The organism is Bradyrhizobium sp. AUGA SZCCT0283 (assembly GCF_018130385.1).
In the GTDB taxonomy this organism is placed as follows: domain Bacteria; phylum Pseudomonadota; class Alphaproteobacteria; order Rhizobiales; family Xanthobacteraceae; genus Bradyrhizobium.
This window is the reverse complement of record NZ_JAFCLU010000007.1, coordinates 142,302-168,356: the sequence shown is the minus strand read 5'-3', so window position 1 is coordinate 168,356 and position 26,055 is coordinate 142,302. Positions and strand designations below refer to the sequence as shown.

24 protein-coding genes, 3 tRNA genes and 1 pseudogene are annotated in these 26,055 nt (G+C 62.7%); 19 read left to right on the top strand and 9 right to left on the bottom strand.

Translation table 11 applies throughout. The annotated features are described in order from the left end of the window. Window positions 1-52 precede the first annotated feature (52 nt). Window positions 53-391 (bottom strand): P-II family nitrogen regulator, encoded by a 339-nt coding sequence (locus JQ624_RS12490; RefSeq protein WP_011441447.1) that lies wholly within the window; start codon window positions 389-391, stop codon window positions 53-55. A gap of 46 nt (window positions 392-437) precedes the next feature. On the opposite strand from JQ624_RS12490, the gene JQ624_RS12485 reads away from it, so the two are divergent. Together JQ624_RS12485 and JQ624_RS12480 are read left to right on the top strand one after the other, a co-directional pair. Further along, complete coding sequence (locus JQ624_RS12485) at window positions 438-647, top strand: hypothetical protein (protein WP_212419177.1); 210 nt, start codon at window positions 438-440, stop codon at window positions 645-647. A gap of 115 nt (window positions 648-762) precedes the next feature. Next, a complete protein-coding gene (locus JQ624_RS12480) occupies window positions 763-2,262 on the top strand; it encodes an NAD(P)H-hydrate dehydratase (protein WP_212419176.1) in 1,500 nt (499 codons plus the stop codon). Window positions 2,263-2,354: 92 nt separating this feature from the next. On the opposite strand, the gene JQ624_RS12475 is transcribed toward JQ624_RS12480, so the two are convergent. Continuing rightward, window positions 2,355-3,440, bottom strand: a complete 1,086-nt coding sequence (locus JQ624_RS12475) for an enolase C-terminal domain-like protein (protein WP_212419175.1) — start codon at window positions 3,438-3,440, stop codon at window positions 2,355-2,357. 10 nt (window positions 3,441-3,450) lie between these two features. After that, window positions 3,451-4,761 (bottom strand): multicopper oxidase family protein, encoded by a 1,311-nt coding sequence (locus tag JQ624_RS12470; protein ID WP_249129757.1) that lies wholly within the window; start codon window positions 4,759-4,761, stop codon window positions 3,451-3,453. 155 nt (window positions 4,762-4,916) lie between these two features. Between JQ624_RS12470 and JQ624_RS12465 the strand changes: the two genes are divergently transcribed. From JQ624_RS12465 to JQ624_RS12420, 10 genes are all read left to right on the top strand, one after another. Next, window positions 4,917-5,001: transfer RNA gene (locus JQ624_RS12465), tRNA-Leu, on the top strand. 163 nt (window positions 5,002-5,164) lie between these two features. After that, the gene (gene tig / locus JQ624_RS12460) at window positions 5,165-6,529 is read left to right on the top strand and encodes a trigger factor (protein ID WP_212419173.1); all 1,365 of its coding nucleotides are present in this window, start codon (window positions 5,165-5,167) and stop codon (window positions 6,527-6,529) included. A 300-nt stretch (window positions 6,530-6,829) separates the two neighbouring features. Then, complete coding sequence (locus tag JQ624_RS12455) at window positions 6,830-7,465, top strand: ATP-dependent Clp protease proteolytic subunit (protein ID WP_212419172.1); 636 nt, start codon at window positions 6,830-6,832, stop codon at window positions 7,463-7,465. Between the two features lie 430 nt (window positions 7,466-7,895). Next, a complete protein-coding gene (gene clpX, locus JQ624_RS12450; protein ID WP_212419171.1) occupies window positions 7,896-9,170 on the top strand; it encodes an ATP-dependent Clp protease ATP-binding subunit ClpX in 1,275 nt (424 codons plus the stop codon). A 314-nt stretch (window positions 9,171-9,484) separates the two neighbouring features. Then, window positions 9,485-11,911, top strand: coding sequence for an endopeptidase La (gene lon / locus JQ624_RS12445; RefSeq protein WP_212419170.1), 2,427 nt, complete (start codon window positions 9,485-9,487; stop codon window positions 11,909-11,911). Window positions 11,912-12,043: 132 nt separating this feature from the next. Beyond that, window positions 12,044-12,445, top strand: a complete 402-nt coding sequence (locus JQ624_RS12440; protein WP_212419169.1) for a GFA family protein — start codon at window positions 12,044-12,046, stop codon at window positions 12,443-12,445. Window positions 12,446-12,512: 67 nt separating this feature from the next. Next, a tRNA-Val gene (locus JQ624_RS12435) sits at window positions 12,513-12,589 on the top strand. Window positions 12,590-12,668: 79 nt separating this feature from the next. Then, window positions 12,669-13,715, top strand: a complete 1,047-nt coding sequence (locus tag JQ624_RS12430; RefSeq protein ID WP_212419168.1) for a Pnap_2097 family protein — start codon at window positions 12,669-12,671, stop codon at window positions 13,713-13,715. Beyond that, entirely contained in the window at window positions 13,708-14,313 is a 606-nt protein-coding gene (locus tag JQ624_RS12425) for an acetyltransferase (protein ID WP_212419167.1), read from the top strand. The genes JQ624_RS12430 and JQ624_RS12425 overlap by 8 nt, the downstream gene beginning before the upstream one ends. 56 nt (window positions 14,314-14,369) lie before the next feature. Continuing rightward, entirely contained in the window at window positions 14,370-15,230 is an 861-nt protein-coding gene (locus JQ624_RS12420; protein WP_212419166.1) for a class I SAM-dependent methyltransferase, read from the top strand. 539 nt (window positions 15,231-15,769) lie between these two features. Here JQ624_RS12420 and JQ624_RS12415 read toward each other — a convergent pair. The 3 genes from JQ624_RS12415 to JQ624_RS12405 form a co-directional block, all read right to left on the bottom strand. Beyond that, window positions 15,770-16,147: a hypothetical protein gene (locus JQ624_RS12415; RefSeq protein WP_212419165.1), complete on the bottom strand. Its 378-nt coding sequence runs from the start codon at window positions 16,145-16,147 to the stop codon at window positions 15,770-15,772. Between the two features lie 124 nt (window positions 16,148-16,271). After that, window positions 16,272-17,528 carry a peptidase T gene (gene pepT / locus JQ624_RS12410; protein WP_212419164.1) on the bottom strand — a complete coding sequence of 419 codons (1,257 nt, stop codon included), beginning with the start codon at window positions 17,526-17,528 and terminating at the stop codon, window positions 16,272-16,274. 105 nt (window positions 17,529-17,633) lie between these two features. Beyond that, the gene (locus tag JQ624_RS12405; protein ID WP_212419163.1) at window positions 17,634-17,933 is read right to left on the bottom strand and encodes an HU family DNA-binding protein; all 300 of its coding nucleotides are present in this window, start codon (window positions 17,931-17,933) and stop codon (window positions 17,634-17,636) included. Window positions 17,934-18,258: 325 nt separating this feature from the next. Between JQ624_RS12405 and JQ624_RS12400 the strand changes: the two genes are divergently transcribed. After that, window positions 18,259-18,335 (top strand) — tRNA-Asp (locus JQ624_RS12400). 144 nt (window positions 18,336-18,479) lie between these two features. Here the strand turns inward: JQ624_RS12400 and JQ624_RS12395 are convergent. From JQ624_RS12395 to JQ624_RS12385, 3 genes and pseudogenes are all read right to left on the bottom strand, one after another. Then, window positions 18,480-18,674 (bottom strand): hypothetical protein, encoded by a 195-nt coding sequence (locus JQ624_RS12395; RefSeq protein ID WP_212419162.1) that lies wholly within the window; start codon window positions 18,672-18,674, stop codon window positions 18,480-18,482. A gap of 245 nt (window positions 18,675-18,919) precedes the next feature. Next, window positions 18,920-20,205, bottom strand: a pseudogene (locus JQ624_RS12390) (spinster family MFS transporter). A gap of 43 nt (window positions 20,206-20,248) precedes the next feature. Next, complete coding sequence (locus JQ624_RS12385) at window positions 20,249-21,439, bottom strand: aromatic ring-hydroxylating dioxygenase subunit alpha (protein WP_212419161.1); 1,191 nt, start codon at window positions 21,437-21,439, stop codon at window positions 20,249-20,251. Between the two features lie 174 nt (window positions 21,440-21,613). On the opposite strand from JQ624_RS12385, the gene JQ624_RS12380 reads away from it, so the two are divergent. From JQ624_RS12380 to JQ624_RS12355, 6 genes are all read left to right on the top strand, one after another. Further along, window positions 21,614-22,129 (top strand): MarR family winged helix-turn-helix transcriptional regulator, encoded by a 516-nt coding sequence (locus JQ624_RS12380; RefSeq protein ID WP_212419160.1) that lies wholly within the window; start codon window positions 21,614-21,616, stop codon window positions 22,127-22,129. A 198-nt stretch (window positions 22,130-22,327) separates the two neighbouring features. Then, window positions 22,328-22,693: an NADH-quinone oxidoreductase subunit A gene (locus tag JQ624_RS12375; protein WP_057856661.1), complete on the top strand. Its 366-nt coding sequence runs from the start codon at window positions 22,328-22,330 to the stop codon at window positions 22,691-22,693. Continuing rightward, window positions 22,684-23,274: a NuoB/complex I 20 kDa subunit family protein gene (locus JQ624_RS12370; RefSeq protein WP_409334316.1), complete on the top strand. Its 591-nt coding sequence runs from the start codon at window positions 22,684-22,686 to the stop codon at window positions 23,272-23,274. Before JQ624_RS12375 ends, JQ624_RS12370 begins: the two co-directional genes overlap by 10 nt. A gap of 11 nt (window positions 23,275-23,285) precedes the next feature. Next, window positions 23,286-23,897, top strand: coding sequence for an NADH-quinone oxidoreductase subunit C (locus JQ624_RS12365; RefSeq protein ID WP_212419158.1), 612 nt, complete (start codon window positions 23,286-23,288; stop codon window positions 23,895-23,897). Window positions 23,898-23,902: 5 nt separating this feature from the next. Beyond that, entirely contained in the window at window positions 23,903-25,093 is a 1,191-nt protein-coding gene (locus JQ624_RS12360) for an NADH-quinone oxidoreductase subunit D (protein WP_212419157.1), read from the top strand. Next, the gene (locus JQ624_RS12355; protein WP_212419156.1) at window positions 25,093-26,052 is read left to right on the top strand and encodes an FkbM family methyltransferase; all 960 of its coding nucleotides are present in this window, start codon (window positions 25,093-25,095) and stop codon (window positions 26,050-26,052) included. Before JQ624_RS12360 ends, JQ624_RS12355 begins: the two co-directional genes overlap by 1 nt. Window positions 26,053-26,055: the final 3 nt, after the last annotated feature.

Sequence of the window (26,055 nt, the reverse complement as noted above, 5' to 3'; positions counted from 1 at the left end):
CGAAGCAGCCTCCTTCTTGTTTTTTAGTCGCAAAATTCGGATAGCACCCGGCTTAGATAGCGTCCAGCCCGGATTCTCCGGTTCTGATCCGGATCGCTTCCTCGATATTGGAGACGAAGATTTTGCCATCGCCGATCCGCCCGGTCTGGGCGGCGCGGCGGATCGCGTCGATCGCCTTCTCGACCAGATCATCCCCGATCACGATCTCGATTTTCACCTTGGGCAGGAAGTCGACGATATATTCCGCGCCGCGATAGAGTTCGGCGTGTCCCTTCTGCCGGCCAAAACCCTTGGCTTCGGTGACCGTGATACCCTGCAGTCCGACTTCCTGAAGCGCCTCTTTCACCTCGTCGAGCTTGAATGGCTTGATGATGGCTTCAATCTTCTTCACTGAGCGCCTCCCGGGCATTTCCAAATTCAGAGTGCAGATAGTTTCGATGTCGCGCGAGGCGCCGTCTGGTTTGATCCTTGCATCCGGCAGAGCCGGATTGCTCATTATTGCCGCGAACTGCGACGATCCTGAGCTTGGTGTTCTAACCGGCTTCCTCAAAAGCAGGGTCTATGCCAAGTTGTTAACGCGGCTGATTTCGGAACGTTATCAGACTTTTAACAAGCGAGTGGAAGAGGTTGTGCCGGACGCCGCATGATAGCTAAGCCTACGAAATAGGCAAACAGATCAATTCATGTGCAGGAAGGGCCAGGAGGGTCACGAGGGCGACGGCGATATGCCTCCAGAACGGGCTGACGGATCGAGGATTCGGCATGGAAGTTTTGACCACGACTGAGATGGAGCGTGCCGACCGGTTGACGATCGCCGCCGGCACGCCCGGCTTCGCGCTGATGATGAGCGCAGGGCAAGCCGTGGCCGAAGCCGCGATGGGTCTCGTCGAGGAAGGACCGATCATGGTGGTCGCCGGCTCCGGCAATAATGGCGGCGACGGTTTTGTGGCGGCGGCCGAACTGGCGGCGCGCGGCCGGGAGGTTTCCGTCATCCTGCTGTGCGAGCGCGACAGCCTGCAGGGTGATGCGGCGCTCGCTGCACGTGGCTGGAAGTATCCGGTGCTGCCGTTTAACCCGCAGGCGATCGGCAAGCCGGCGCTGATCATCGATGCGCTGTTCGGCGCCGGGCTCAATCGTCCCGTCAAGGGCGACCCGCTCGAGATGATCGAGGCGGTCAACGCCAATGGCGCGCCGGTGCTCGCGGTCGACCTGCCGAGCGGGATCAACGGCACGACCGGCGCCGTGATGGGGGCCGCGATCAACGCCGTGGAGACCGTGACGTTCTTCCGCCGCAAGCCGGCGCATCTGTTGATGCCGGGGCGGAAACACTGCGGCCGCGTCCGCGTCGCCGATATCGGCATCGATCCCCGCGTGCTCGACGAAATCCGGCCGCAGACGTTCGAGGACGTTCCGCAAAGCTGGCAAAAATCCTTCCCCGTGCCCGACATCGACGGCCACAAATATGCCCGCGGCCATGCCGTCGTGCTGTCAGGCGAACTGGCGTCGACCGGGGCGGCGCGGCTCGCGGCGCGGGGTGCGTTACGGGCGGGCGCCGGGCTCGTGACCGTGGCCTCGCCGCGCGATGCGCTGGCGGTCAACGCCGCGGCGCTGACGGCGGTCATGGTGCGCGCCGTCGATACGGTGTTCGAATTCGCCGACATGCTCGGTGACAGGCGGCTCAGCTCTGTCGTGATCGGGCCGGGCGCCGGCGTCAGCGCCCGAACGCGCGATCTCGTCCACACCGCATTATCGGCGAAACGCGGGCTCGTGCTCGACGCCGACGCGCTGACGAGCTTTGCCGAAGCGCCGGAGCGGCTGTTTGAATCGATCAAGGCGGGCGAGGGCGCCCAGGTTGTCCTCACTCCGCATGAGGGCGAGTTTCCGCGCCTGTTCAGCGATATCAGCAACAAGCATCCCGGCCGCTCCAAACTGGAGCGGGTGCGCGACGCCGCCGAACGCTGCGGCGCGGTGGTGCTCTTGAAAGGGCCGGATACGGTGGTGGCCTCGCCCGACGGGCGCGCCAGTATCGCCTCCAACGCGCCGCCCTGGCTGGCCACCGCCGGCGCCGGCGACGTGCTGGCGGGAATGATCGCCGGGATGCTGGCGCAAGGCGTGCCGGCATTCGAAGCCGCCTGCATCGGCGTCTGGATGCACGGCGAAGCCGCGGGCGAGGCGGGACCGGGGCTGATTGCGGAAGATTTGCCGGAAGTGCTGCCCGCGGTATTCCGCCGGCTCTATGACGGGTTCGGGATTGAGTATTAGGTCTGTAGGAGGGGTCGAGCGAAGCGAAACCCATCGTCTTCGCGGCCTGCAGAAAAGTTGATGGGTATCGCTTCGCTCCACCCATCCTACGGCTAAGTCACCTGATAGTTCGCCACCGCCGTCTCATTCCATTCCAGCCCAAGCCCGGGCCCTCGCGCGGTCACCGTTCCGTCGACGATCTCGGCGGGATGAGTGAGGATCACGCTGGCAAAATCGAGGAATTCGAGCCAGTGCGCGGTTGGCGTCACCGCCAGCATGTGGGCGCTGGCTTCGGCGAACAGATGGCTCGACATCGGAATGTTGGCGGCTTCCGCTTGGGCGGCGACCTGCAGCCAGCCGGTGACGCCGCCGCACTTCATCAGGTCGGGCATGATGAAGTCGCTGGCGCCGGCTTCGATCGCTTCGGCAAAGCCGCGCGGGAACCACCAGTTCTCGCCGGCCTGGATCGGCGTCGGCGAGGTCTCACGCACTTTTGCGTGGCCTGACAGGTTTTCCTGCGGCACCGGTTCTTCGATCCAGTGCAGATCGTAAGGTTCGAGGCGGGCAATGCGGCGCGCCGCTTCTGCGGGATCGAGCGACTGGTTGAAGTCGATCATCAGCGCAACATCAGGACCGATGAGGGCGCGCACGCCCTTGATGACGCGCTCGTCATTGGCGGCATCGCCGTCGCCGCCCTTGATCTTGATGCCGCGAAAACCCTGTTCGAGCGAACGGCGCAGCGCTCTTTCGTCGGCTATGGGATCGACCACGCCATAGCTGTCGTAGGCCCTGATCGGCCGCGGCGCGCTGCCGAGCAGCTCGGCCACGGGCCGACCGGCGATCTGGCCGAGCGCGTCCCAATAGGCCATGTCGAGGCCTGACACCGCCATGCCGACGAGGCCCTGCCAGCCGAGCAGGCGGAACTTGGCGTCCATCGCCGCCATCAAATCGTAGGGCGCGACTGGCCGGCCGGTGAGCTCGCGCCCGATCTCCTCGACCAGATGGACCAGCGGCTTCACCGTCATCCGGGCGTAGGCGAAAATGTAGGAGTGGCCGGTAACGCCCTGATCGGTTTCGACATCGATCAAGACCAGCGGCCCGACATCAATCACGCCAAAGGCGTTCTTCACGGGGCGCGCGAGCGGCACGACGAGGCCTCGCGCCTTGACGCTGCGGATGGCGGGAACCGGTTTGCTCATGGCTTGCTCCTTATTCGACAGCGTACCACCGCACCAGCCGCGGCGCCGCCCAATCGGTCGCGACGGATTCGATCAGGTAGCGGCCGGCATGTTCGGCGGCAAAGGCGATGCGCTGGGTCTGGCCGGGCTCGATGGCCAGCGTATCCAGCCAGAACGGTTTCCAGCCATCGTCGAGCCGGTCCAGCAGCCGGAAATGATGGCCGTGGAGGTGGAAGATGGTGGCGATGGCGGCGCGGTTGGTCAGGGCCAGCACGACGGTGCGGTCGCCCTTGACGCGGAAGGCGGGCGGAGCGGCTGCGGTGAAGCTGGCCGGTGTCACCCAGTCGCCGGGTGGTCCGCCGAGGGGCAGATCGACCCGGGTGGCGTTCTTGAGGTCGAGCCGTTCGGGGAGACCGTTCGAGGGCAATGGCGGGGCCGGCGGCAGCGGGGCCGGGCGGATCGGCGGCTCGCCCGAGACGATGATCTTGCCGACCGGGCGGGCCTCCTTGCCGTCGTGCAGGAGGATCGGCGTGGAAGTGCCTGCCGGCATTGTTACGTCGATGAAGACATCGGCCCGGCCGCCCGGTGCCAGCACCAGGGCGCCGTTGCGGGCCTGAAACGGCGCGGATGGCTGGCTGTCGATGGCCATCACGCGGACCTCGATCCCCTCCAGTTTGACAGCAATAACAGAGCGTTGGCAGCCACTAATGATGCGGAGCCTGACCCGGTCGTTGGTCCGCGCTGAGAGATCGAACGAAGTCTGGCCGTTAATCGTATGGACTGGCATGGTGTCCCCGGGATCGGTCCCCGGTGCCATCGCGGTTCCATCTGGCTTGACCCGCCAGTCCTCGATCAGGAGAACTACGTCGCGGTCGACGGCGACTGCTTCGCTTTCCTGGACGATCAGCGCCCGCGCCTGCGACGGTCGCGGTTGTCCGTCCCCCAGCAGGGTGAGGTCGCAGAGGAAGGTCCCGGCATGGCGCAGGGACAGCTGCAAGGTTTCCTTGCCGCCGCCTCCGAGCGGAGGCCGTGCCGTCAGCGGTTCGGCTGCCTGGACGCCATCGATTCCATGCCAGTTTAGGACGGCCGGCACCGGTAGTTCGTTGCCGAAGGCGATATCGAGGGTCTCGCCACGCTTGAAGCGAAGTTCAGGCCCTTGCAGCAACCAGATCGGCGTGACCGGGGCGTTCGGGCGGAGGGCGACGCTGTCGGGTTTGGCCTGCAGCGCCAGCGCGGACCGGGCTTGGGCCCGGCTTGCCACAGGCCACATCGGGGCCAGCGCGGCCGCCCCCAATCCGGCCATCAGCTCGCGTCGATCCAGCGGGAATTCGGGGCTTGCCATCGGACCAATGCGGACCATTTTTTGTTGTGTCTGTCCCAGCTGTGACGCCTTGCCCCGGTGCTGTCAAAAAGGGCCATTTTTTTGCTGCGGAGGTGTAGGCTCATGTTATAAGCCCGCCGCCCGCGGCATCGCGGCCGGGTATGGATGCTTTTCACGCGGGCGTGGCGGAACTGGTAGACGCGCTGGATTTAGGTTCCAGTGACGAAAGTTGTGGGGGTTCGAGTCCCTCCGCCCGCACCAAGCGCTCTATCCAAGCGTTTGCATGACGAATACTGGAGGGCCTGCTTCCCGGTCGGGAAGCCAAGGTCAGCCGAACCACCGGCGCAGGCTGCAAGGCTACGCCTCGAACATTTGACACTGCCGGGCCTGTCTGGCCCGGCGCAAGCGGAAGAAGATTGACACCATGCAGGTCACCGAAACCCTCGCCGAGGGATTGAAGCACGAGTTCAAGGTCAGCGTTCCCGCATCGGATCTCGATGCCAAGGCGGACGCCAAGCTGGTCGACCTCAAGGACAAGGTGAAGCTCAACGGCTTCCGTCCCGGCAAGGTGCCGGTCAGCCATCTGAAGAAGGTGTATGGCCGCTCGGTGATGGCCGAGACCATCGACCAGACCATCCGCGATACCAACACGCAGATCTTCACCGACCGCGGTTTCCGCCTTGCGACCGAGCCGAAGATCACCATGCCGACCGAAAAGGACGAGGTCGAGGAGCTGCTCGCCGGCAAGACCGATCTGACCTACACGGTGGCGATCGAGGTGGTGCCGACGATTCAGCTCGCCGATTTCAAGACCTTCTCGGTGGAGAAGCCGGTGGTCGAAGTCACCGATGCGGAGGTCGATGAGGCCATCAAGCGCATCGCCGACCAGAATCGTCCCTACGCGGCGAAGGCCGAAGGCGCCAAGGCCGAAACCGGCGATCGCGTCACCATCAGCTTCAAGGGCAGCATCAACGGCGAACTGTTCGACGGCGGCACCGGCGAGGGTATCCCGTTGGTGATCGGCGCCGGTCAGTTCATTCCGGGCTTCGAGGAGCAACTCGTCGGCATCGGAACCGGCGAGACCCGTACGCTGAAAGTGTCATTCCCGAAGAATTACGCCAGCGAGAAGCTCGCTGGCCAGCCAGCCGAGTTCGAGACCACGGCAACCCTGATCGAAGCCCCGGGTGAAACCAAGATCGACGACGAGTTTGCAAAGACGCTCGGCCTGGAATCGCTCGACAAGCTGAAGGAGGCCGCGCGCGAGCGTCTGGTCGCCGAGTTCGCCGGTGCGACACGCCAGCGCGTCAAGCGCGCGCTGCTCGACCGTCTCGACGACAGTCACAAATTCGAGGCGCCGCCGTCGCTGATCGAGGAAGAGTTCAACCTGATGTGGAACTCGATCAAGGCCGAGATGGAATCCTCAGGCAAGACCTTTGCCGATGAGGACACCACCGAAGAGGCCGCCAGGGAAGAGTACAGGAAGATCGCCGACCGCCGCGTCCGGCTTGGGCTGGTGCTGTCGGAGATCGGCGAGAAGAACAAGATCACCGTGACCGATGACGAAGTCGGCCGCGCGGTGATCGAGCGCGCGCGTTCGATGCCCGGCCGCGAGAAGGAGGTCTGGGACTACTATCGCAACAATGCCAATGCGCTGGCCCAGCTTCGTGCGCCGATTTATGAAGACAAGGTGGTGGATTTCATCCTCGAACTCGCCCATGTGACCGAAAAGAAGGTCTCGCGCGAGGACCTGTTCAAGGAAGACGAGGCCGACGAGAAGAGCGCAGCCTGATCGACTTGGTCAGGCTGACGTTAATGATGAACGGCGAAAGCGGCTGGGCTGCGGCATCGGTCGCTATGAGATCGCCTGCGAATCAGCTTGAACTCTTCTCATTCGGCTCGCAATGGCCCGGCCTTGTCGCCGGGAAATTGGCTCATATCTGTGAGTGGCTCGCTCACGCGAGTTCTTGAGTTGAAGTCCTGCATCACGGGACGTTCGTCCGCTCGCGGCAATCATGGCAATTGGCCTGCCTTGCCGATGGATGTGCGCCTCCGCTGCTCTCTAACGCTCTACTAACCCTTGGGGTGACTAATGCGCGATCCCGTTGAAACCTACATGCAACTCGTGCCGATGGTGGTCGAGCAGACCAACCGCGGTGAACGCGCTTACGACATTTTCTCGCGGCTCTTGAAAGAGCGCATCATCTTCGTGACCGGTCCGGTCGAAGACGGCATGTCGACGCTGGTCGTAGCCCAGCTTCTGTTCCTGGAAGCGGACAATCCGAAGAAAGAAATCTCGATGTACATCAACTCGCCCGGCGGTGTGGTGACATCGGGGCTTGCGATCTACGACACCATGCAATTCATCCGTCCGGCGGTATCGACGCTGTGCACGGGGCAGGCGGCCTCGATGGGCTCGCTCTTGCTCGCCGCCGGCGAAAAGGACATGCGCTTCTCGCTGCCGAATTCGCGCATCATGGTGCATCAGCCGTCCGGCGGCTTCCAGGGCCAGGCCACCGACATCATGCTGCACGCGCAGGAGATCCTGAACCTCAAGAAGCGCCTCAACGAAATCTATGTGAAGCACACCGGGCAGACCTACAAGGCGATCGAGGACGCGCTCGAGCGCGACAAATTCCTGACCGCCGAGATGGCCCGCGACTTCGGCATCGTCGACAAGGTGATCGACAAGCGTCCCGAAGAGGCGATGCCGACAAAAACCCCGTAAGGTAACGGATAGCGACACCCCGCATTGACCTTAACGGTTGGTTGAACCGGCAAATATGGCCGAAAGCCGCGTGCCTATGCCCCCGCATGGGCCGAAAGTTCCGCTTTCGTGCCGGTTTTGCTGCGTGGCAGTTGCGCAACGCTCGGTCGATTTCGTCAACTTCTCCCCGTGCGAACGCCACAAATCACGGTATTGTCACGGGTAGCCGTCCCGGCCCCGATTAGCGAATTCTTGATAGTCGGGTGTCAGCATGGTTGGCTGTGTGGGATGGGTTAAGGTCGCGGGGGATTCGAGAAACCGTGATTCGCACGGTGCGTATTTGAGTTAGGGTCTTTTCTGGTACGGAATTTGCTCTATCTACCTTGAGGTCCGGTGTGAGTGCCGGAATGGGTCGATCGGGTAACGGATCGAACGGCGGACGGAGACAGGAATGAGTAAGGTTGGCACGAGCGACTCCAAGAACACGCTGTATTGCTCGTTCTGTGGAAAGAGCCAGCACGAAGTCCGCAAACTCATCGCGGGTCCAACCGTATTCATCTGCGACGAATGCGTCGAACTCTGCATGGACATCATCCGCGAGGAGAACAAGTCTTCGCTGGTGAAGTCGCGCGACGGGATTCCGACGCCGAAGGAAATCTGCAAGGTGCTGGACGATTACGTGATCGGCCAGGGCCATGCCAAGAAGGTGCTCTCGGTCGCCGTCCACAATCACTACAAGCGGCTCAATCACCAGACCAAGCACAACGACGTCGAACTCGCGAAATCGAACATCCTGCTGATCGGTCCGACCGGTTCGGGCAAGACGCTGCTGGCGCAGACGCTGGCGCGGATTCTCGACGTGCCGTTCACGATGGCGGATGCGACGACGCTGACCGAAGCCGGCTATGTCGGCGAGGACGTCGAGAACATCATCCTGAAGCTGCTGCAGTCGGCCGACTACAATGTCGAGCGCGCACAGCGCGGCATCGTCTATATCGACGAAATCGACAAGATCAGTCGCAAGTCCGACAACCCGTCGATCACCCGCGACGTGTCGGGTGAGGGCGTGCAGCAGGCGCTGTTGAAGATCATGGAAGGCACGGTCGCCTCCGTGCCTCCGCAGGGCGGCCGCAAGCATCCGCAGCAGGAGTTCCTGCAGGTCGACACCACCAACATCCTGTTCATCTGCGGCGGCGCCTTCTCGGGGCTGGAGAAGATCATCTCCGCGCGCGGACGTTCGACCTCGATCGGTTTCGCCGCCCAGGTCCTGGCGCCCGAAGACCGCCGCACCGGCGAGATCTTCCGCCATGTCGAGCCGGAAGACCTCCTGAAGTACGGCCTGATCCCGGAATTCGTCGGTCGTCTGCCTGTGGTCGCGACGCTGGAGGACCTCGACGAGGCCTCGCTGAAGAAGATCCTGACCGATCCGAAGAACGCGCTGGTGAAGCAATACCAGCGGCTGTTCGAAATGGAGAACATCGAGCTTACCTTCGCCGACGAGGCGCTTGGCGCGGTCGCCCGCAAGGCGATCGAGCGCAAGACCGGCGCGCGCGGACTGCGTTCAATCCTCGAAAGCATTCTGCTCGAGACCATGTTCGATCTGCCGGGTCTGGAAGGCGTCGAAGAGGTCGTGATCTCGCGCGAAGTGGTCGAGGGAACCGCCCGTCCGCTCTACATCTACGCGGATCGTTCGGACCGGGCCGTCGAGAGCAGCGCCAGCGCCTGATCGCGCTCGACATACCTCGCTTGGACTACCCCGATAAGGACGGCTGCCGAACGTTCCGGCGGCCGTTGTTGCGTCAGCGTTTTGCACACGTTTGGCCCCAATTTGTGGGCATTTTTCCGCGACTTGACACCCCCATACCCGATAGCCACCTAATGCGAATGGTGGCGGAAATCACGTTCGAGATTCGTCGCAAAACGATCCGGTAGCGTGGGCTCGCGAAAGCGGCCAAACGGCCCGGTACCTCCCGGCACCTTGTGGCGGTTGCGCAAGCGAAGCGGACTGCGTGCAAGGGGGCAAAACAAAAGGAATAGGCCATGACGACCCCAAAAAACCGGCCAACCATCGTTCTCGGCGAAAGCCATTCGTATCCGGTGCTGCCGCTTCGCGACATCGTCGTTTTCCCGCACATGATCGTGCCGCTGTTCGTCGGCCGCGAGAAATCGATCCGCGCCCTCGAAGAGGTGATGAAGAACGACGCGCTGATCCTGCTCGCGACGCAGAAGAACGCGTCCGACGATGATCCGAGCCCGGATTCGATCTACGAGGTCGGTACGCTCGCCAGCGTGCTGCAGCTCCTGAAGCTTCCCGACGGCACCGTGAAGGTGCTGGTCGAAGGGCTCGAGCGCGCGCGCGTGGAGAAATATTCCGACCGCAGCGAATACTATGAAGCGACCGCGGTCGCGCTCGCCGACACCGACGCCAACTCGGTCGAAGCCGAGGCGCTGGCCCGCTCGGTCGTGTCCGACTTCGAAAGCTATGTGAAGCTGAACAAGAAGATCTCCGCCGAAGTCGTCGGCGTGGTTCAGGCGATCACTGATTTCGCCAAGCTGAGCGATCAGGTCGCCCAGCATCTGGCCGTCAAGATCGCCGATCGGCAGGGCATCCTGGAGACGTTGTCCGTCACGCAGCGCCTGGAGAAGGTGCTGGGCCTGATGGAGAGCGAGATCTCGGTGCTGCAGGTCGAGAAGCGCATCCGCTCGCGCGTCAAACGCCAGATGGAGAAGACCCAGCGCGAATATTACCTGAACGAGCAGATGAAGGCGATCCAGAAGGAGCTCGGCGACGACGAAGGCCGCGACGAGCTGGCCGATCTGGAAGAGAAGATTGCCAAGACCAAGCTTTCCAAGGAAGCGCGGGAGAAGGCGCAGCACGAGTTGAAGAAGCTGCGTCAGATGTCGCCGATGTCCGCGGAAGCAACGGTCGTGCGCAACTATCTCGACTGGCTGCTGTCGATCCCGTGGAACAAGAAGTCCAAGGTCAAGAAGGACCTCGAGGCGGCGCAGGCCGTCCTGGACAACGACCACTACGGGCTCGAGAAGGTCAAGGACCGCATCGTCGAGTATCTTGCGGTGCAGTCGCGCGCCAACAAGCTGACCGGACCGATCCTGTGCCTGGTCGGGCCTCCCGGCGTCGGCAAGACCTCGCTCGGAAAGTCGATCGCGAAGGCGACGGGACGCGAATTCGTGCGCGTGTCGCTCGGCGGCGTGCGCGATGAAGCCGAGATTCGCGGTCATCGCCGCACCTATATCGGCTCGATGCCCGGCAAGATCATCCAGTCGATGCGCAAGGCGAAGAGCTCGAATCCGCTGTTCCTGCTGGACGAGATCGACAAGATGGGCGCCGATTTCCGCGGCGATCCGTCGTCGGCGCTGCTTGAGGTTCTGGACCCCGAGCAGAATGGCACCTTCAACGACCACTATCTGGAGGTCGACTACGATCTGTCGAACGTCATGTTCATCACGACCGCGAATACGCTGAATATTCCGGGCCCGCTGATGGACCGCATGGAGATCATCCGGATCGCCGGCTACACCGAGAACGAGAAGGTCGAGATCGCGCGCAAGCATCTGATCCCGAACGCCATCGCCAAGCATGGTCTCGATTCCAAGGAATGGTCGATCGACGATGACGCCTTGCTCTTGATGATCCGCCGCTACACCCGCGAAGCGGGCGTGCGGAATTTGGAACGTGAGCTGTCGACACTCGCCCGCAAGGCGGTGAAGGAGCTGATGATCTCCAAGAAGAAGTCGGTCAAGGTCACCGAGAAGACACTGGAAGACTTCCTCGGCGTGCCGAAGTACCGCTACGGCGAGATCGAAAGCGAGCCGCAGGTCGGTATCGTCACGGGCCTGGCCTGGACCGATGTCGGCGGCGAGCTGCTGACGATCGAAGGCGTCATGATGCCCGGCAAAGGCAAGATGACGGTCACGGGCAATCTGCGCGACGTGATGAAGGAGTCGATCTCGGCGGCGGCGTCTTACGTCCGCTCGCGGGCGATCAACTACGGCATCGAGCCGCCGCTGTTCGACCGGCGCGACATCCACGTCCACGTGCCTGAAGGGGCAACCCCGAAGGACGGACCGTCGGCGGGTGTGGCGATGGCGACCGCGATCATCTCGGTCATGACCGGCATCCCGGTTCGCCACGATGTCGCGATGACCGGCGAGATCACGCTGCGTGGTCGCGTGCTGCCGATCGGTGGCCTGAAGGAGAAGCTGCTCGCGGCTGCCCGCGGCGGCATCAAGACGGTGCTGATCCCCGAGGACAACGCCAAGGATCTCACGGAGATTTCCGATGCGATCAAGGGCGGCATGGAGATCATCCCGGTGGCCCGGCTCGATGATGTCGTCGCCAAGGCGCTGGTCCGCGCACCGGTGCCGATCGTCTGGGAAGAGGACACCAAGGTGCCGGTAAAGACCGACGCCGGAGACGAAGCGGCCGGTGGGCTGACGGCGCATTGAGCCCGATCAGTCGCTACTGATCCCGATCAGTCACCACTGAGCCAATCCACTGCAACATGATAAAACGGCGCCTCCGGGCGCCGTTTTTGTTTGTGCGGACCGGACCCCCATTGGACAGGCGGAGTTGAAGGGATGGAAATCGACGGGCAATGCCATTGCGGGCGGGTGACCTATCGGGCCGACATCGATCCCGCGAAAGTATCGATCTGTCACTGCACGGATTGCCAGAACCTGACGGGCTCGCCGTACCGGGTCACGGTGATCTGCTCCGAAGAACAGGTCCGCATGACGGGCGCGCCGGCGAAGATCTACGCGAAGACCGGCGACAACGGCCGCACGCGCTTCCAGCATTTTTGCGCGGGCTGTGGTTCCCCGCTGTTCACCAGCGGCGACGGCGGGCCGGACGACTGGGGCATCCGTTGGGGCAGCATCCGCCAGCGCGGTCAGCTCAAGCCGGCGCGGCAAATCTGGTGCCGCTCCGCCGCGCCATGGATCAACGATATCAGGGATTTGCCAGGACGGCCGGGCGGCTAGTACGGCCGGACGCCCGAGGTATCCAACCCTTGCATCAAAGGGGGCCGCAGGGCTAAACAGGCGGCGAGGGCGGCTAGCTCAGCTGGTTAGAGCATCTCGTTTACACCGAGAGGGTCGGCAGTTCGAATCTGTCGCCGCCTACCACATACGATGTCAAGATGTGGGTAATTCTGGCGTCTATCCACGCCGCAATAGGGTAGTGCCTGCTCAAGCGCCGGCGGACTTGGCTGCGCGGATGTTGGATAGGGGACCTTGGATGCTGCGCCAGATTATTGAAGAGGAAATCCCCGGTTCCCCCGACTTTTTCGTTTCGATTTCCGATCTGCCGATCGACAGCTTCGGCATGGTGGTTCTTCGGGCGCGGATTGAAGCGACGCTGGGGCGTCCCATCAGCGACGACGCGTGGGGCGGGATCGCGACCTTGAACGACATCCTGGTTCTCTCGGCAGCGGAAGGGATTGCGCCGCAGTCTCACGACACGTCGATGGAACGACGCAGCTTCTCCGTCAACATGCCACAAATGGCGATGGGGGGCCTCTCAGAGTCCTGGCTGCTGAAGGAACTGGGCGACATGCACTGGAGCATGATTACCTCCGGCCTGGGTAGCGAAAGCGCCTCGCTCAAGGACGGCAGCGGCAATCGCCTGTACGCCACCTTTACGCGGATTCGCTATTCGTTCGGCAAGCCGCTCAGCGCCATCGGTGAAAACTCCGGCCTTGATTTGCGGGGCACGATTTGCCGTTTCGGAGCCGGCACTTTCATCTCGGACATTGCGCTTGGCCACGACCTCGCCGCAGGCGAAGCGCGGCTGATGTCAAATTTCTCTCGCCGCGGCGAAACCAACAATACATCTCTCCAGAAGGGCCAGCCGACGATTCCGCCCGACTGCCCAATTCCGGAAATCGCATTGCCGCCCTTCGTCCTCGAGTATCGCGATCGCAGGGTCACCAAGCCGGAAGCTCCCCTGTTCGAATGCGAGTATGAGATCATTCCCTTTTACGACGTCAACGGCGTAGGTCTGCTCTACTTCGCTTCATATCCCATCATCAGCGACATCTGCTCATTGCGATACTCCGCGGACATTGCAAAGCGCAGCACCATCTCCAGGGACATCTATTATTTTGCCAACGCGGATATCAATGATCGCCTGATATTTCGCGTCCATAAGTCGGAGCTGTCGCCGTCCGCGCTCGACATCGAGACCTCGTTGTCACGGAAGAGCGACGGCCTCCTGATGGCCTATGTCCTGACGAGAAAGTCCAATGGCTAAGGCCTATATCTTTGGCGGTGGCGGCCATGCCCGCGTGATAGCGTCTTTCCTCACCGTCTCGCCCGTTTTCGTCGTCCAGCGGCCGGGTGGTCAGGCAACGCTGCCCGGAAACACGCTGTCCGAAGACGAATATTTCCGCGAACTGCCGCCCGGAGACGTCTACATCGGCATCGGTTCGAACGAGGAGCGTGAGTTATGCGCATCGCGACTGCGGGCGGTCCGTGCGAACATGCCGCCTTGCATTGCCCCGACGGCCTTCGTCGCGAGGGACGCAGAAATCGAGAGCGGTGCCCTCGTTTGTGCCGGCGCGGTTGTGGGCTCAAGAGCCAGGATCGGGCGAGATGCGATCATCAACACGCTTTCCAGCGTTGATCACGACTGCGTGCTTGGCACCCTCTCCCAGGTGACTGCCGGCGTCACCTTCGGAGGCGGGGTGAGAACCGGCGTCAATTGCTTTTTTGGCATCAAAAGCGCTGTCGTTCCGAACATCACGATTGGCGACAAGGTGCAGTTGATGGCCGGGTCTCTGATCGTGTCGGACGTCGAATCGAACGTGGTGATGGGCGGAAATCCGGCGCGGCTGGTCAAGCGGCTGTAGTTCTGACGAGGCGATCGAGTTCGCCATTGTTTACGAATGTGAGAGCGAGAGCGCCTATGCAGACACCGACAGGCCACGATCAAAACGCCGACCAGGTCGCTTACTGGAACGGTCCCGCCGGACAGCGCTGGGCGGAGCGGCAGGCGGCGCAGGACGTGCTGCTCAAGCCGGTCGCCGACCTTGTGATCGATCGGGCGAAGCTGAAGCCGGGCGAGCGCGTCATCGATGTCGGGTGCGGCAGCGGCGCCACGGCGATCGCATTCGCGCGAGAGGTCGCGCCATCGGGCCATGTGCTCGGCGTCGACGTATCCGGCCCGATGCTGGAGCGGGCGCGGCAGAGTGCGCCGAAGGATTTGCCGGTCGATTTCGTACTGGCGGACGCCACCGTCTATCCGTTTGAGGCAGCCAGTTTCGATGTGCTGGCCTCGCGGTTCGGCGTGATGTTCTTCGCCGATCCCGCGCTGTCGTTTGCCAACATGCGCAAGGCGCTGCGGCCCTCGGGCCGGCTGGCGTTCGCCTGCTGGCGCGAGCCGCGCGAAAACCCGTTCTTCATGGCGCCGCTGCAGGCCGCCTACATGCACGTGCCAAAGCTGCCGCAGCAGGGGCCGGAAGATCCCGGGCCGTTTGCGTTCGCCTCGGAGGCGCGTGTGCGCCGGATTCTCGATGCGGCTGGCTTTACCGGCGTCGAGATGGAGGCGTGCCCGCTGCTGCTGGATTCCGCGATCGGCCGCGGCCTCGATGGGGCGGTGCAGGGCGCGCTCGAAATCGGCCCGGTGAGCCGCGCGCTGGAAGGACAGCCGGAGCATCTGCGCACAGCCGCCGCCAATTCGATCCGCGAAGCGCTGACGCCGTTCGCCAAGGGCAACGCTGTGCTGCTGCCGGCGTCGGTCTGGATCGTTACGGCGCGGGCGTCGTAGCAACGGGCGCAGCCTCGCGCCACATCGTCATTGCGAGCCAACGGGTCGCGCGAACGCGCGCCCGATGACAGGCTCCGCGAAGCAATCCAACCACCGGCGGGCGCGGAAGCATGGATTGCTTCGTCGCTTTCGCTCCCTTGCGCAAACGCTTCGCGTTTGTCGCAGGCAATGACGGCGTGAGAGCTTCCAATTGAACGCCGGATCGCCATCGCCACGCCACCAAATCGCCTGACGACTCAACGACGCTTGTTGCATGGGGCTGGTGGCGATGCGCATGGGTGCGGCAATGGTGCGCTTGTCCGATCGGCATCTAACTCCGGCCCGGACCGGGCTGATTATGCTCGTGGTGCTTGTGCTCGGCGCGATCGTCGTTCGAGTCATCACTGCGTCCGAACACAGTGATGTCCGCACGCCCACCGCTCATGAGAGCGTTGGGCGAGCCACCCCGGATACTGGTGTCAGAGGCCTGAGAGGATCGCTGCCATAAGATAACTTGTCGGACGGCAACGCGCGTCCTCCGCCCAATGGCGCGAGGAACGCTATTTGATTGTCGCGTGCACGGTAATGACCGACGTCCCAGAAGCCGTCGGCCCCTGACCCGTTGCTTTGATGGCAAAAGTATCGCTTCCCTTGTATCTAGCCTTCGCCTTGTATTCGTAAGTCGTTACGTTGAGCTTTTTCAACTTGCCGTGTGCCGGCTTTTGAAAAATGTCCGAGCTATTCACCGTGCCGCGCATCGTGATCGGAAACAGGCAACTTTGCCCGGACGCGACGCTGATGTCGCCGGTCGAGTTCTCGCCCCAATCCGCTAGTTCCACTAATTTTGGACAGTCAGACGCGGCCAGCGCTGAAGACGCGGACATCGAGCCTGTGGCTCCAACGATAAGCGCCAAAACGGCGACCTTGGACAACCGCATGGTAGAGCTCCTCGTTTTCAATAACGCGGCGTACCCGGCTTGCAACCACGTCGCTATCGCTTCCTTGCGCAAACGCTTCGCGTTTGTCGCAGGCAATGATGGGGGTGGAGCTTTGCCGAAGTTGCTAAGCCCGCTCTTCCCAGATCATCGCCAGATGCACGATCGTCTCGGCGGCCTTTTCCAAGTCCTGGCGGCTGACCCACTCCAGCCGCGAGTGGAACGCGTGTTCGCCGGCGAAGATATTGGGGCAGGGCAGGCCCATGAACGACAGCCGTGAGCCGTCGGTGCCGCCGCGGATCGAGCTTCGCACCGGTGTCAGGCCTGCGCGACGGATCGCCTCGATGGCGTAGTCGACGGTCTCGGGGTGGCGGTCGATCACCTGCTTCATGTTGCGGTATTGCGGCTTGACCTCCATCCGGTACGTCGAGCGCGGATAATCCTTCATCACCTCTTTGACGATGCCTTCGAGCAGGGCTTCCTTTTGCTGCAGCCCCTCGTCGGTGAAATCGCGCAGGATGAAGCCGATGGTGACTTTCTCCAGCGCGCCCGTAATGCCGATCGGATGCAGAAAGCCTTCCTTGCCTTCAGTCGTCTCCGGCGAGCAGGTGTCCCTGGGCAGGCGGTCGACGATGGCCGCGGCGATCTTGATCGCGTGCTCCATCTTGCCTTTTGCAAAGCCGGGATGGGTCGAGACACCCTCGATGGTGATGGTGGCGCCGTCGGCCGAAAAGGTTTCGTCCTCGATATTCCCGGCGGTTTCGCCGTCCATCGTATAGGCGAAGTCGGCGCCGAGTTTCTCCAGGTCGACCTTGTCGACGCCGCGGCCGATCTCCTCGTCGGGCGTGAACAGGATCTTGATGGTGCCGTGCTTGAGTTGCGGGTTTTGAATCAGGAACCGCGCCGCATCCATTATCTCGGCGAGGCCGGCCTTGTTGTCGGCCCCCAGCAGCGTGGTGCCGTCGGTCGTGATGATGTCGTGCCCGATCTGCTCAGCGAGCGCGGGATGGTCGGCGGCGCGGATCACCTGGGTGGGATCGGCCGGCAGCACGATGTCGCCGCCCTGGTAATTCCTGGCGATCTGCGGCCTGACGTTGGCGCCGGTGCAATCAGGTGAGGTGTCCATGTGCGAGCAGAAGCAGATCACCGGAACCTTCTTGTCGGTGTTCGCCGGGATCGTCGCGTAGACGTAGCCGTGCTCGTCGAGATGGGCGTCTGTGAGCCCGATGGCCTGCAACTCCGAAGCCAGCAGGCGGCCCAGATTCTTCTGCTTCTCGGTGGAAGGGCAGGTCGGCGATGTCGGATCGGATTGGGTGTCGATCACGACATAGCGCAGGAAGCGCTCGGTGACATCGTGGGTGAAGGTGAGGGCTGAGGCCGGCATGACGATCCGAAAAGCTGGGCTAGGGAAGCGCTCTATAACAGAAAAGCGCCATTCCGGGTCCCCGCCGGAATGGCGCTTCTGGTGCGATCGGGGGGGAGCGTCGGCTTACACGGCTTCCTTGAGTTCCTTGGCGGCGCGGAAGGCGACCTTCTTGCTGGCCTTGATCTGGATCGGCTCGCCGGTGGCGGGGTTGCGCCCGGTGCGGGCGGCGCGCTTGCGGACCTGGAGGATGCCGAGCCCCACGATACGGATCCGCTCGCCCTTCTTCAGATGTTTTGCAATCTTGCCGACCATGTCGGTCAGGATCGCCTCGGCGGCTTTCTTCGACAGGTCGTGTTCCTCGGCCAGCGCTGCCGCCAGATGCTTGAGTGTGATGGTGGCTGGAGTCGCTGCTTTCTTCGCCATATCTGGCCCTCCTCGTTGGTTGAATGGCTTTCAAGCGCGTTTATGAAACCGGTCCGCGCCGGGAAAACGCCTCGCGTGGTGACTTGAAACCCTAAGAGTCCGGTGCAACCAGAGCGGGGGAGGGTTTCAAGAAACCCAGACGTATCAGGCCTTAAACGATTCGGATGACAGCTGCCTACGCTGTTTTGCCTGAAAACAGGCCATTATTTGCATCGTAATCGCAGAAACGCCCGTCTGGCGCTGGGATTCGCAACGTCCTTGACTAAGCGGGGGCGGCCCTTTATGCCCTCGGTTCTGCGCGGATCAGAACATGATTACGGCATCCGCGGGAGTAGCTCAGTTGGTTAGAGCGCCGCCCTGTCACGGCGGAGGCCGCGGGTTCGAGTCCCGTCTCTCGCGCCATTATTTCAATGGGTTGACGTTGATCTCCGAGACTGTCGCAAATAGAGACTGTCGCAAATAGAGACTGTCGCCAATGGAGACTGTCGCATGCAAAAAGGCCGCCCCGTGAGGCGGCCGTTTTTATTCCGACGCCGGCGATATCGTTTAACGGACCGTCGTGGTGCTCGAGCTGGTGACGATCACCGCCTTGCCGGCCTTCACGACCTGGGCGGTCTGGCTGTAATCCGCGCCGGTCCGGGCCGAGATACCGAAAGCCGCCACCGCGATACCTGCCACCAAGGCGACGACCACGATCTTCAGGTGGGTCGAGCGGTCCGCTGAGTGAATTGAGTGGTTCATGTGATGCCTCCCGGACGCCTTCCGCGCCCCTGTTGGTGAAAGAGGTACGCCCCGTCTGTTTCAGGATCGTTTCGCGGTTCCGGCAAAATGGTTTCGTTCAGCCGGTTTTTGGCCTGCTTTCGCCAAGGCATCCGTGATGCAGGTCACATACAGGCCGTTTGACCGACAACCATGCGGGCGGCGGCGACGTGGGCCGGGATCAAAACTAATAAAAACAAGGGAGGAGCCGGCGCCAAGCTGATCGATCAGCTCGCCCGCTGAATATCGGCGCGAATCGACCGTGCCGCCCAGATGAACAACAAGGCCCCGACCGTGGTCGTCACCGCAGCCGACAGCAGCGAATACCGCACGGCCTGGGCGCCAAAATCGTTCTTCAGCGCGTCGTTGAGCATGCCGACCGCCAGCGGGCCGATGCCCTGGCCGAATCCGGCGGCCGTCAGCAGCATGATCGCGGATGCCAGCGCCCGCATGCTCGGCTTTGCAACGGTTTGCGCGATCGCAAAGATCGGGCCGAGATGAAAGCCGACCAGGAACGAGGTGGCCGCCAGTGTGGCCACCATCGTAGTGAAGTCCTGGGTCAGCATGCACAGCGCAAACACAGGTCCCGCGAGGCCTGATGTGATCGCGGGCGCCCACAATTTCCAGCGATCGTCGCGGCGGCCGATCTGGGCCACCACGAATCCGCCGAGCAGCGTGCCGGCGATGCCGCACAGCCCCTTGAAGGTGCCGGCATAGGTACCGATCTCGGCGCTGGAGAGATGGTGCACCCGCGCCAGGAAGGGCGGAATCCAGGCGGAGGTCGCGTAGTTGGTGTAGGTCGTCAGGCAAAAGCCTGCGAGCAAAATCACAAACGTCCGCTGTGAGGCAAGGAAGCCGAGCGTGGGCCCGATCGGCTCCGGCGTAAACGTCTCCGCCATCGACCCGCGCTTCGGTTCGGAGATCGTCAGCCACAGCACCGCGGCAAGCGCGAGGCCGGGCAGGCCGGCGACATAGAACGCCATCCGCCAGCCGTAGTACTGGTTGATATAGCCGCCGATGAAATAGCCGAGGAATACGCCAAGATAGGTGCCGATGGCGTAGACGCCGAGCGCGCGTGGGCGTTCGTTCTTGCTGAAGAGATCGGCAATGATCGACTGCGAGGCGGGCGTGCCACCGGATTCGCCGATGCCGACGCCGATGCGCGCCAGTGCCAGCGTCGCGAGGCCATGCCGCAAAAGACCGTCATCGCGCTCCAGAACGCCAACGCAACGGCTACGATGTTGCGCCGGTTGAAGCGGTCGGCGAGGCGCGCGATCGGGATGCCGAGCAGCGAATAGAACAGCACGAAGCCGAAGCCTGCGAGCAGGCCCATCGTAGTGTCGCTCAGCGCAAATTCCTTTTTGATCGGCTCGATCAGGACGTTGAAGATGGTGCGGTCGAGGAAGTTCAGCGCATAGATGACGGTCAACAGCGCCAGCACGTAATATCGCCGGATCGAGGGCCTTGCGGCGGCTTGCGCTTGCAAGGCCGCCTGCGGCGCGAGATCGACCATGGTTTCCCCCTTTTTTTCGGATTTATTCCGTTTCGTTTGCGCCTCACGCCTCGCGAATGAAATTCCCCGCCTCGAATTCAACCGGCGGCGCGTTTGAAGCGAAGGAGATGCCGATCGGATCTCGGCCCGCGGCCATCGCTTCCAGCTGATCGCCCAGCATCCGCCGGATCATCAGGATGCCGCGGTCGCTCTGGCCAAAATGCTCTTCCGAATGCAATGTCACCGGGCCCTGGCCGACCTGCGCCTCGTAATCGCCCGGAAATTGCCGGTGCTCCTGTTCGGTCATGTCCCACCAGAACTTGCCGTTGAATTTGGAGCGCATCCGTCCGATGTCGCCTGATGTCTTCACCCGGCCCGCGACATAGATGCGGAACGACGTATCGTCGATCGGCAAGGTCCAGCCGATCGACTCGACGCGGGCGAATTGGGCGACGCGCGGATTGGGCACCACGCGCAGCGTGGGGAGGGCGGCTTCCGTTACCCGGTAGAAAACCTTGCCGTCGTCCTGATGCCGGATCGAGCGCACGGTGACGCCGCGCGGCGACGTCTCGAACTTCACCTCCGGCATCGAGGCCATCATGTTGGTGAATTGCGGCCCCGAGAACGAGCCGTGCAGCACCGGCACGTGGTAGGGATCGACCACGTTTTCGAAATGCTGCAGCCAGTTGCAGGGAATGATCGCCGGGCCGCCGCCGCCTATGGAGGAATCATCGGCCTCGACGAACTCGCCGTCGTCCATCTTTTCCAGGCACTCGTAGCGCGGCAGTGCCGGCTTCTTCTCGGCCGGTCCGAGATAGGCGAAGATCAGGCCGTAGCGTTCCTGCACGGGGTACCAGGGTTGGCGAATCTTGTCCTTGAACGGGCCGCCCTCGGGCTCGCAGGGCTGTTCGAGGCAACGGCCCTCGGTGTCGAACTTCCAGCCGTGATAGCAGCAGCGGATGCCGTCTTCCTCGACCTTGCCGTAATAGAGCGTGGTGCCGCGATGGCAGCAGCGGGCGTGCAACAGGCCGACCCGGGCGTGCTTGTCGCGAAACAGCACCAGATCCTCGCCGAGCACGCGCACTTTTTTGGGGATATCGGTGGCGTCGGTGACAAGGCCGACCGGGTGCCAGTAGCGCCGCAACAGCTCGCCCATTGGCGTGCCGCGGCCGACCGAGGTCAATTCGGTCCGGGTCGTGGACGGCTTCATGGCATAGCCGGTCCCGAGATCGCGATCCCGCTGCGTAATGCTCATGCCGTTTCCTCCCGCCACGGCTTTTAGCGCCGCGGTCGTTTGACGTGCTTGAGGGAAGTGAAATGCAGATCGATGACAATGTCAACGATCTGATTTCACATCGCTTGATTACTTTGTTCGATCGCCATCGCCACTGACCTTGGCATCGGCCCGCTTTGTTGGCAGAGGTTGGGGATGAGCCAGAAGCCCGGAAAGCAGACCGCGCCTCCGCCCGCCGCGGGGAATGACGAGGCATTGGCGCCGATCACCGCGATGATGTCGTCGCGGCTGATGGTGCTGGCCAATCTGCTCAAGCGCGGCGCGATCCTGCGCTACAAGCGACTGGCGGGGCTCTCCTCGGTGGAATTCGGCCTGGTGGCCTCGCTGGGGCGGCGGCCGCCGATGAGCGTGGTGCGGCTGGCGGAAGCGGTCGGCATGGACAAGGGGCAGATCAGCCGGGCGCTGGCGGAACTGGTTTCGCGCAAGCTGGTCGCCAAGGAGGTCAATCCGCGGGACAACCGCGAGACGCTGGTCTGCCTGACCAAGGCGGGGCTGGCGGCGCATGACACCATTGTGGCAGGCGCGCAGGAACGTAACCGGCGCCTCTTGGAACAGCTCAGCAAGGACGAGTTCAAGGTGCTGCTCGACCAGATCGATCGCCTGACCGACACGGCTGCCCAGATGCTCGCGGACGAGAAGGATTTGAACTGAAATTCGGCACCTTGCGGCCCGGCGCGCGTTGGTCGGGAGAGGCAGGAACGCAACACTTTTTCGGGTTCTGCCGACGCGCCAAGGGCGGGCAGGGACGTCAAGCCGGCTTGTCTTGCGCCCCCTGTTGCGCTGCGCTAAGCCAAGAATAATTCCAATCAACGAATCTGCGGTCGAAATCCGCAGGAAAAGGCACCGCCGATGACCGGCATCCTGCAGAATTACCTTCCACTTGTGGTGTTTATCGGGGTGGCTAGCCTGATCGGTCTGGCGCTCCTGATCGCCCCGTTCCTGGTCGCGTTCCAGCAGCCTGACCCGGAGAAGCTCTCCGCCTATGAATGCGGATTCAACGCTTTTGACGACGCCCGCATGAAGTTCGACGTCCGCTTCTACCTGGTCGCGATCCTCTTCATCATCTTCGACCTCGAAGTGGCATTCCTGTTCCCGTGGGCGGTCGCCTTCGGCAAGCTCGGCGCCACCGGCTTCTGGTCCATGATGGTGTTCCTCGCCGTCCTCACGGTCGGCTTTGCTTATGAGTGGAAGAAAGGCGCGCTCGAATGGGATTGAGCCCGACAGCAGCTGGCTCTTCGCCCGCGATCGCGCAGGCGCCGAAGGGCATTCTCGACCCCTCGACCGGCAAGCCGGTCGGGGCCAATGATCCGTTTTTCCTCGAGGTCAACCACGAGCTCTCGGACAAGGGCTTCTTCGTTGCCGCGGCCGACGATCTGATCACCTGGGCGCGTACGGGTTCGCTGATGTGGATGACCTTCGGTCTCGCCTGCTGCGCGGTCGAGATGATGCAGGTGTCGATGCCGCGCTACGACGTCGAGCGCTTCGGCTTCGCTCCGCGCGCTTCGCCGCGGCAGTCCGACGTCATGATCGTCGCGGGCACGCTGACCAACAAGATGGCGCCGGCGCTGCGCAAGGTCTACGACCAGATGCCCGAGCCGCGCTACGTGATCTCGATGGGGTCGTGCGCCAATGGAGGCGGCTACTATCACTATTCCTACTCGGTCGTGCGCGGCTGCGACCGCATCGTGCCGATCGACATCTACGTGCCCGGATGCCCGCCGACGGCGGAGGCGCTGCTCTACGGCGTGCTGCTGCTGCAGAAGAAGATCCGCCGCATCGGGACCATCGAACGCTAAGGTTTTAGGTAATGGACGACGGCAAACTCGACGCCCTTGGGCAGACGATTGTTAGCGCGCTTGGCGGCGCGGCCAGTGCCCATGCGGTCGCGTTCAACCAGCTCACCGTCACGGTCGATGCGACGAAGATCGTCGAGGTGATGAAGTACCTGCGCGATGATCCCGCGCTGCGCTTTGTCAACTTTACCGACGTGACGGCGGTGGACTATCCCGGCCGCGAGAAGCGCTTCGACGTGGTCTATCATCTGCTGTCGCCGACGCTGAACGAACGCATCCGCATCCGCGCCGAGGCCGACGAGACCACGCAGGTGCCCTCGATCATCGACGTGTTTCCCGGCGCCGACTGGTTCGAGCGCGAGACCTATGACCTCTACGGCGTGATCTTCATCGGCCATCCCGACATGCGGCGGCTGCTGACGGACTACGGTTTTGACGGCCATCCGCTGCGCAAGGATTTCCCGCTCACCGGTTTCGTCGAGGTCCGTTACGACGACCAGGAGAAGCGGGTGCTCTACGAGCCGGTGCGTCTCAACCAGGAATTCCGCAAATTCGATTTCCTCTCGCCATGGGAAGGCGCGGATTACCCGCTGCCGGGCGACGAGAAGGCTGAGCCGAAGGCCTGACGATCATGAATGAGCAAAATCTCCGAAACTTCACGATCAATTTCGGGCCGCAGCATCCCGCGGCGCATGGCGTGCTGCGCTTGGTGCTGGAGCTGGATGGCGAAGTCGTGGAGCGCGTCGATCCGCATATCGGTCTTCTGCATCGCGGCACCGAAAAGCTGATCGAGCAGAAGACCTACCTGCAGGCGATCCCGTATTTCGACCGGCTCGATTACGTCGCGCCGATGAACCAGGAGCACGCGTTTTGCCTGGCGGCGGAAAAGCTGCTCGGCATCACGGTGCCGCGCCGTGGCCAGCTGATCCGCGTGCTCTATTGCGAGATCGGCCGCATCCTGTCGCATCTGCTCAACGTCACCACGCAGGCGATGGACGTCGGCGCCTTGACCCCGCCGCTGTGGGGTTTCGAAGAGCGCGAAAAGCTGATGGTGTTTTATGAGCGCGCTTCCGGCTCGCGCATGCACGCGGCCTATTTCCGCGTCGGCGGCGTGCATCAGGACCTGCCGCCAAAACTGATCGACGATATCGAGGCGTGGTGCGACCCGTTCCTGCAGGTCGTCGCCGACCTCGAAACGCTGCTGACCGGCAACCGCATCTTCAAGCAGCGCAACGTCGATATCGGCGTGGTGACGCTGCAGCAGGCCTGGGAATGGGGTTTTTCCGGCGTCATGGTGCGCGGTTCGGGCGCGGCGTGGGATCTGCGCAAGGCGCAGCCTTATGAATGCTACGCCGAAATGGATTTCGACATTCCGATCGGCAAGAACGGCGATTGCTACGACCGCTACTGCATCCGCATGGAAGAGATGCGCCAGTCGGTGCGCATCATGAAGCAGTGCATCGCCAAGCTGCGCGCGCCGGATGGCCAGGGGCCGGTCGTCGTCGAGGACAACAAGATCGCGCCGCCCCGACGTGGCGAGATGAAGCGCTCGATGGAAGCGCTCATCCATCACTTCAAGCTCTATACCGAGGGCGTCCATGTGCCGGCCGGCGAAGTCTACGCTGCGGTCGAGGCGCCCAAGGGCGAGTTCGGCGTCTATCTCGTCGCCGACGGCACCAACAAGCCCTACAAGTGCAAGATCCGCGCGCCGGGCTTTGCCCATCTGCAGGCGATGGATTTTATCTGCAAAGGCCATCTGCTCGCCGACGTCTCCGCCATTCTCGGCTCGCTCGACATCGTGTTCGGAGAGGTCGATCGGTGATGGCGCAGGCGCCCATCCAGTTTGACCGGGCTTCGGGCGCGCTCGTTGGCGCGAACGCGTGGGAGCGTTTGGCCGCGGTTGCGCTCGTGCTGGGGTCGAAGGTGGCGTCGAACTTTTCCCATCGCGGCTACAATATATGCGCGAACCTGTTGCGCACGACGCTGCCGGAGCGCGGCATCCAGATCAAACTCAATCCCGACGCCACTTTCGAGTTTCCCTATGGCGACGGCTACTGGAGCAAGCTGCTCAATCGCTCCTTCCGGTACGAGAACGAACTCGAGCTGCTGTTTCAGGACTCCGCCGACGTCGACTACACGCTGCTCGATTGCGGCGCGAATTACGGCTACTGGTCGGTCCTGGTGTCGAGCAAGCCGTTCGGTTCGCACAAGGCGATCGCGATCGAGCCGTCGGGACAGAATTTTCCGAAGCTTGCCAACAACGCCAAAATCAACGGCAATCGCTTCGAAGCCATGAAATGCGCGATCGGTGCGACGCGCGGCACTGCACGGCTGTCCGGCACCAAGCATGAGGCGTTTTCCATCGCCGGCAATCAGTCTGATGGCGAAGAGGTGCCGGTCATCGCGCTCGACAATCTGCTCGACGACGGCAAGGTCGCCCCCGGCGGCAAATATCTGATCAAGCTCGACGTCGAGGGCGTCGAGATCGAGGCCATGAAGGGCGGCGTGCGGCTGATGCAGGGCGACAGCGTGTTGCTGTGCGAGGAGCACGGCAACGATCCCCAGCACACCGTGTCGCGCTACATCCTCGAACAGACTCCGCTGAAGCTGATCGTTTACGACCCGCACAGCAATCGCCTTGAAACCGTGACCGACCTTTCGATTCTGGACCGGATCAAGGTTTCAACCCATGTCGGCTACAACGTGTTCGGCACCGCAAGTGCATTCTGGCTCGCCCGGATCGATGCGCTCAATGCGAAAGCCGGGCGCCGCGTGCAATGAGAG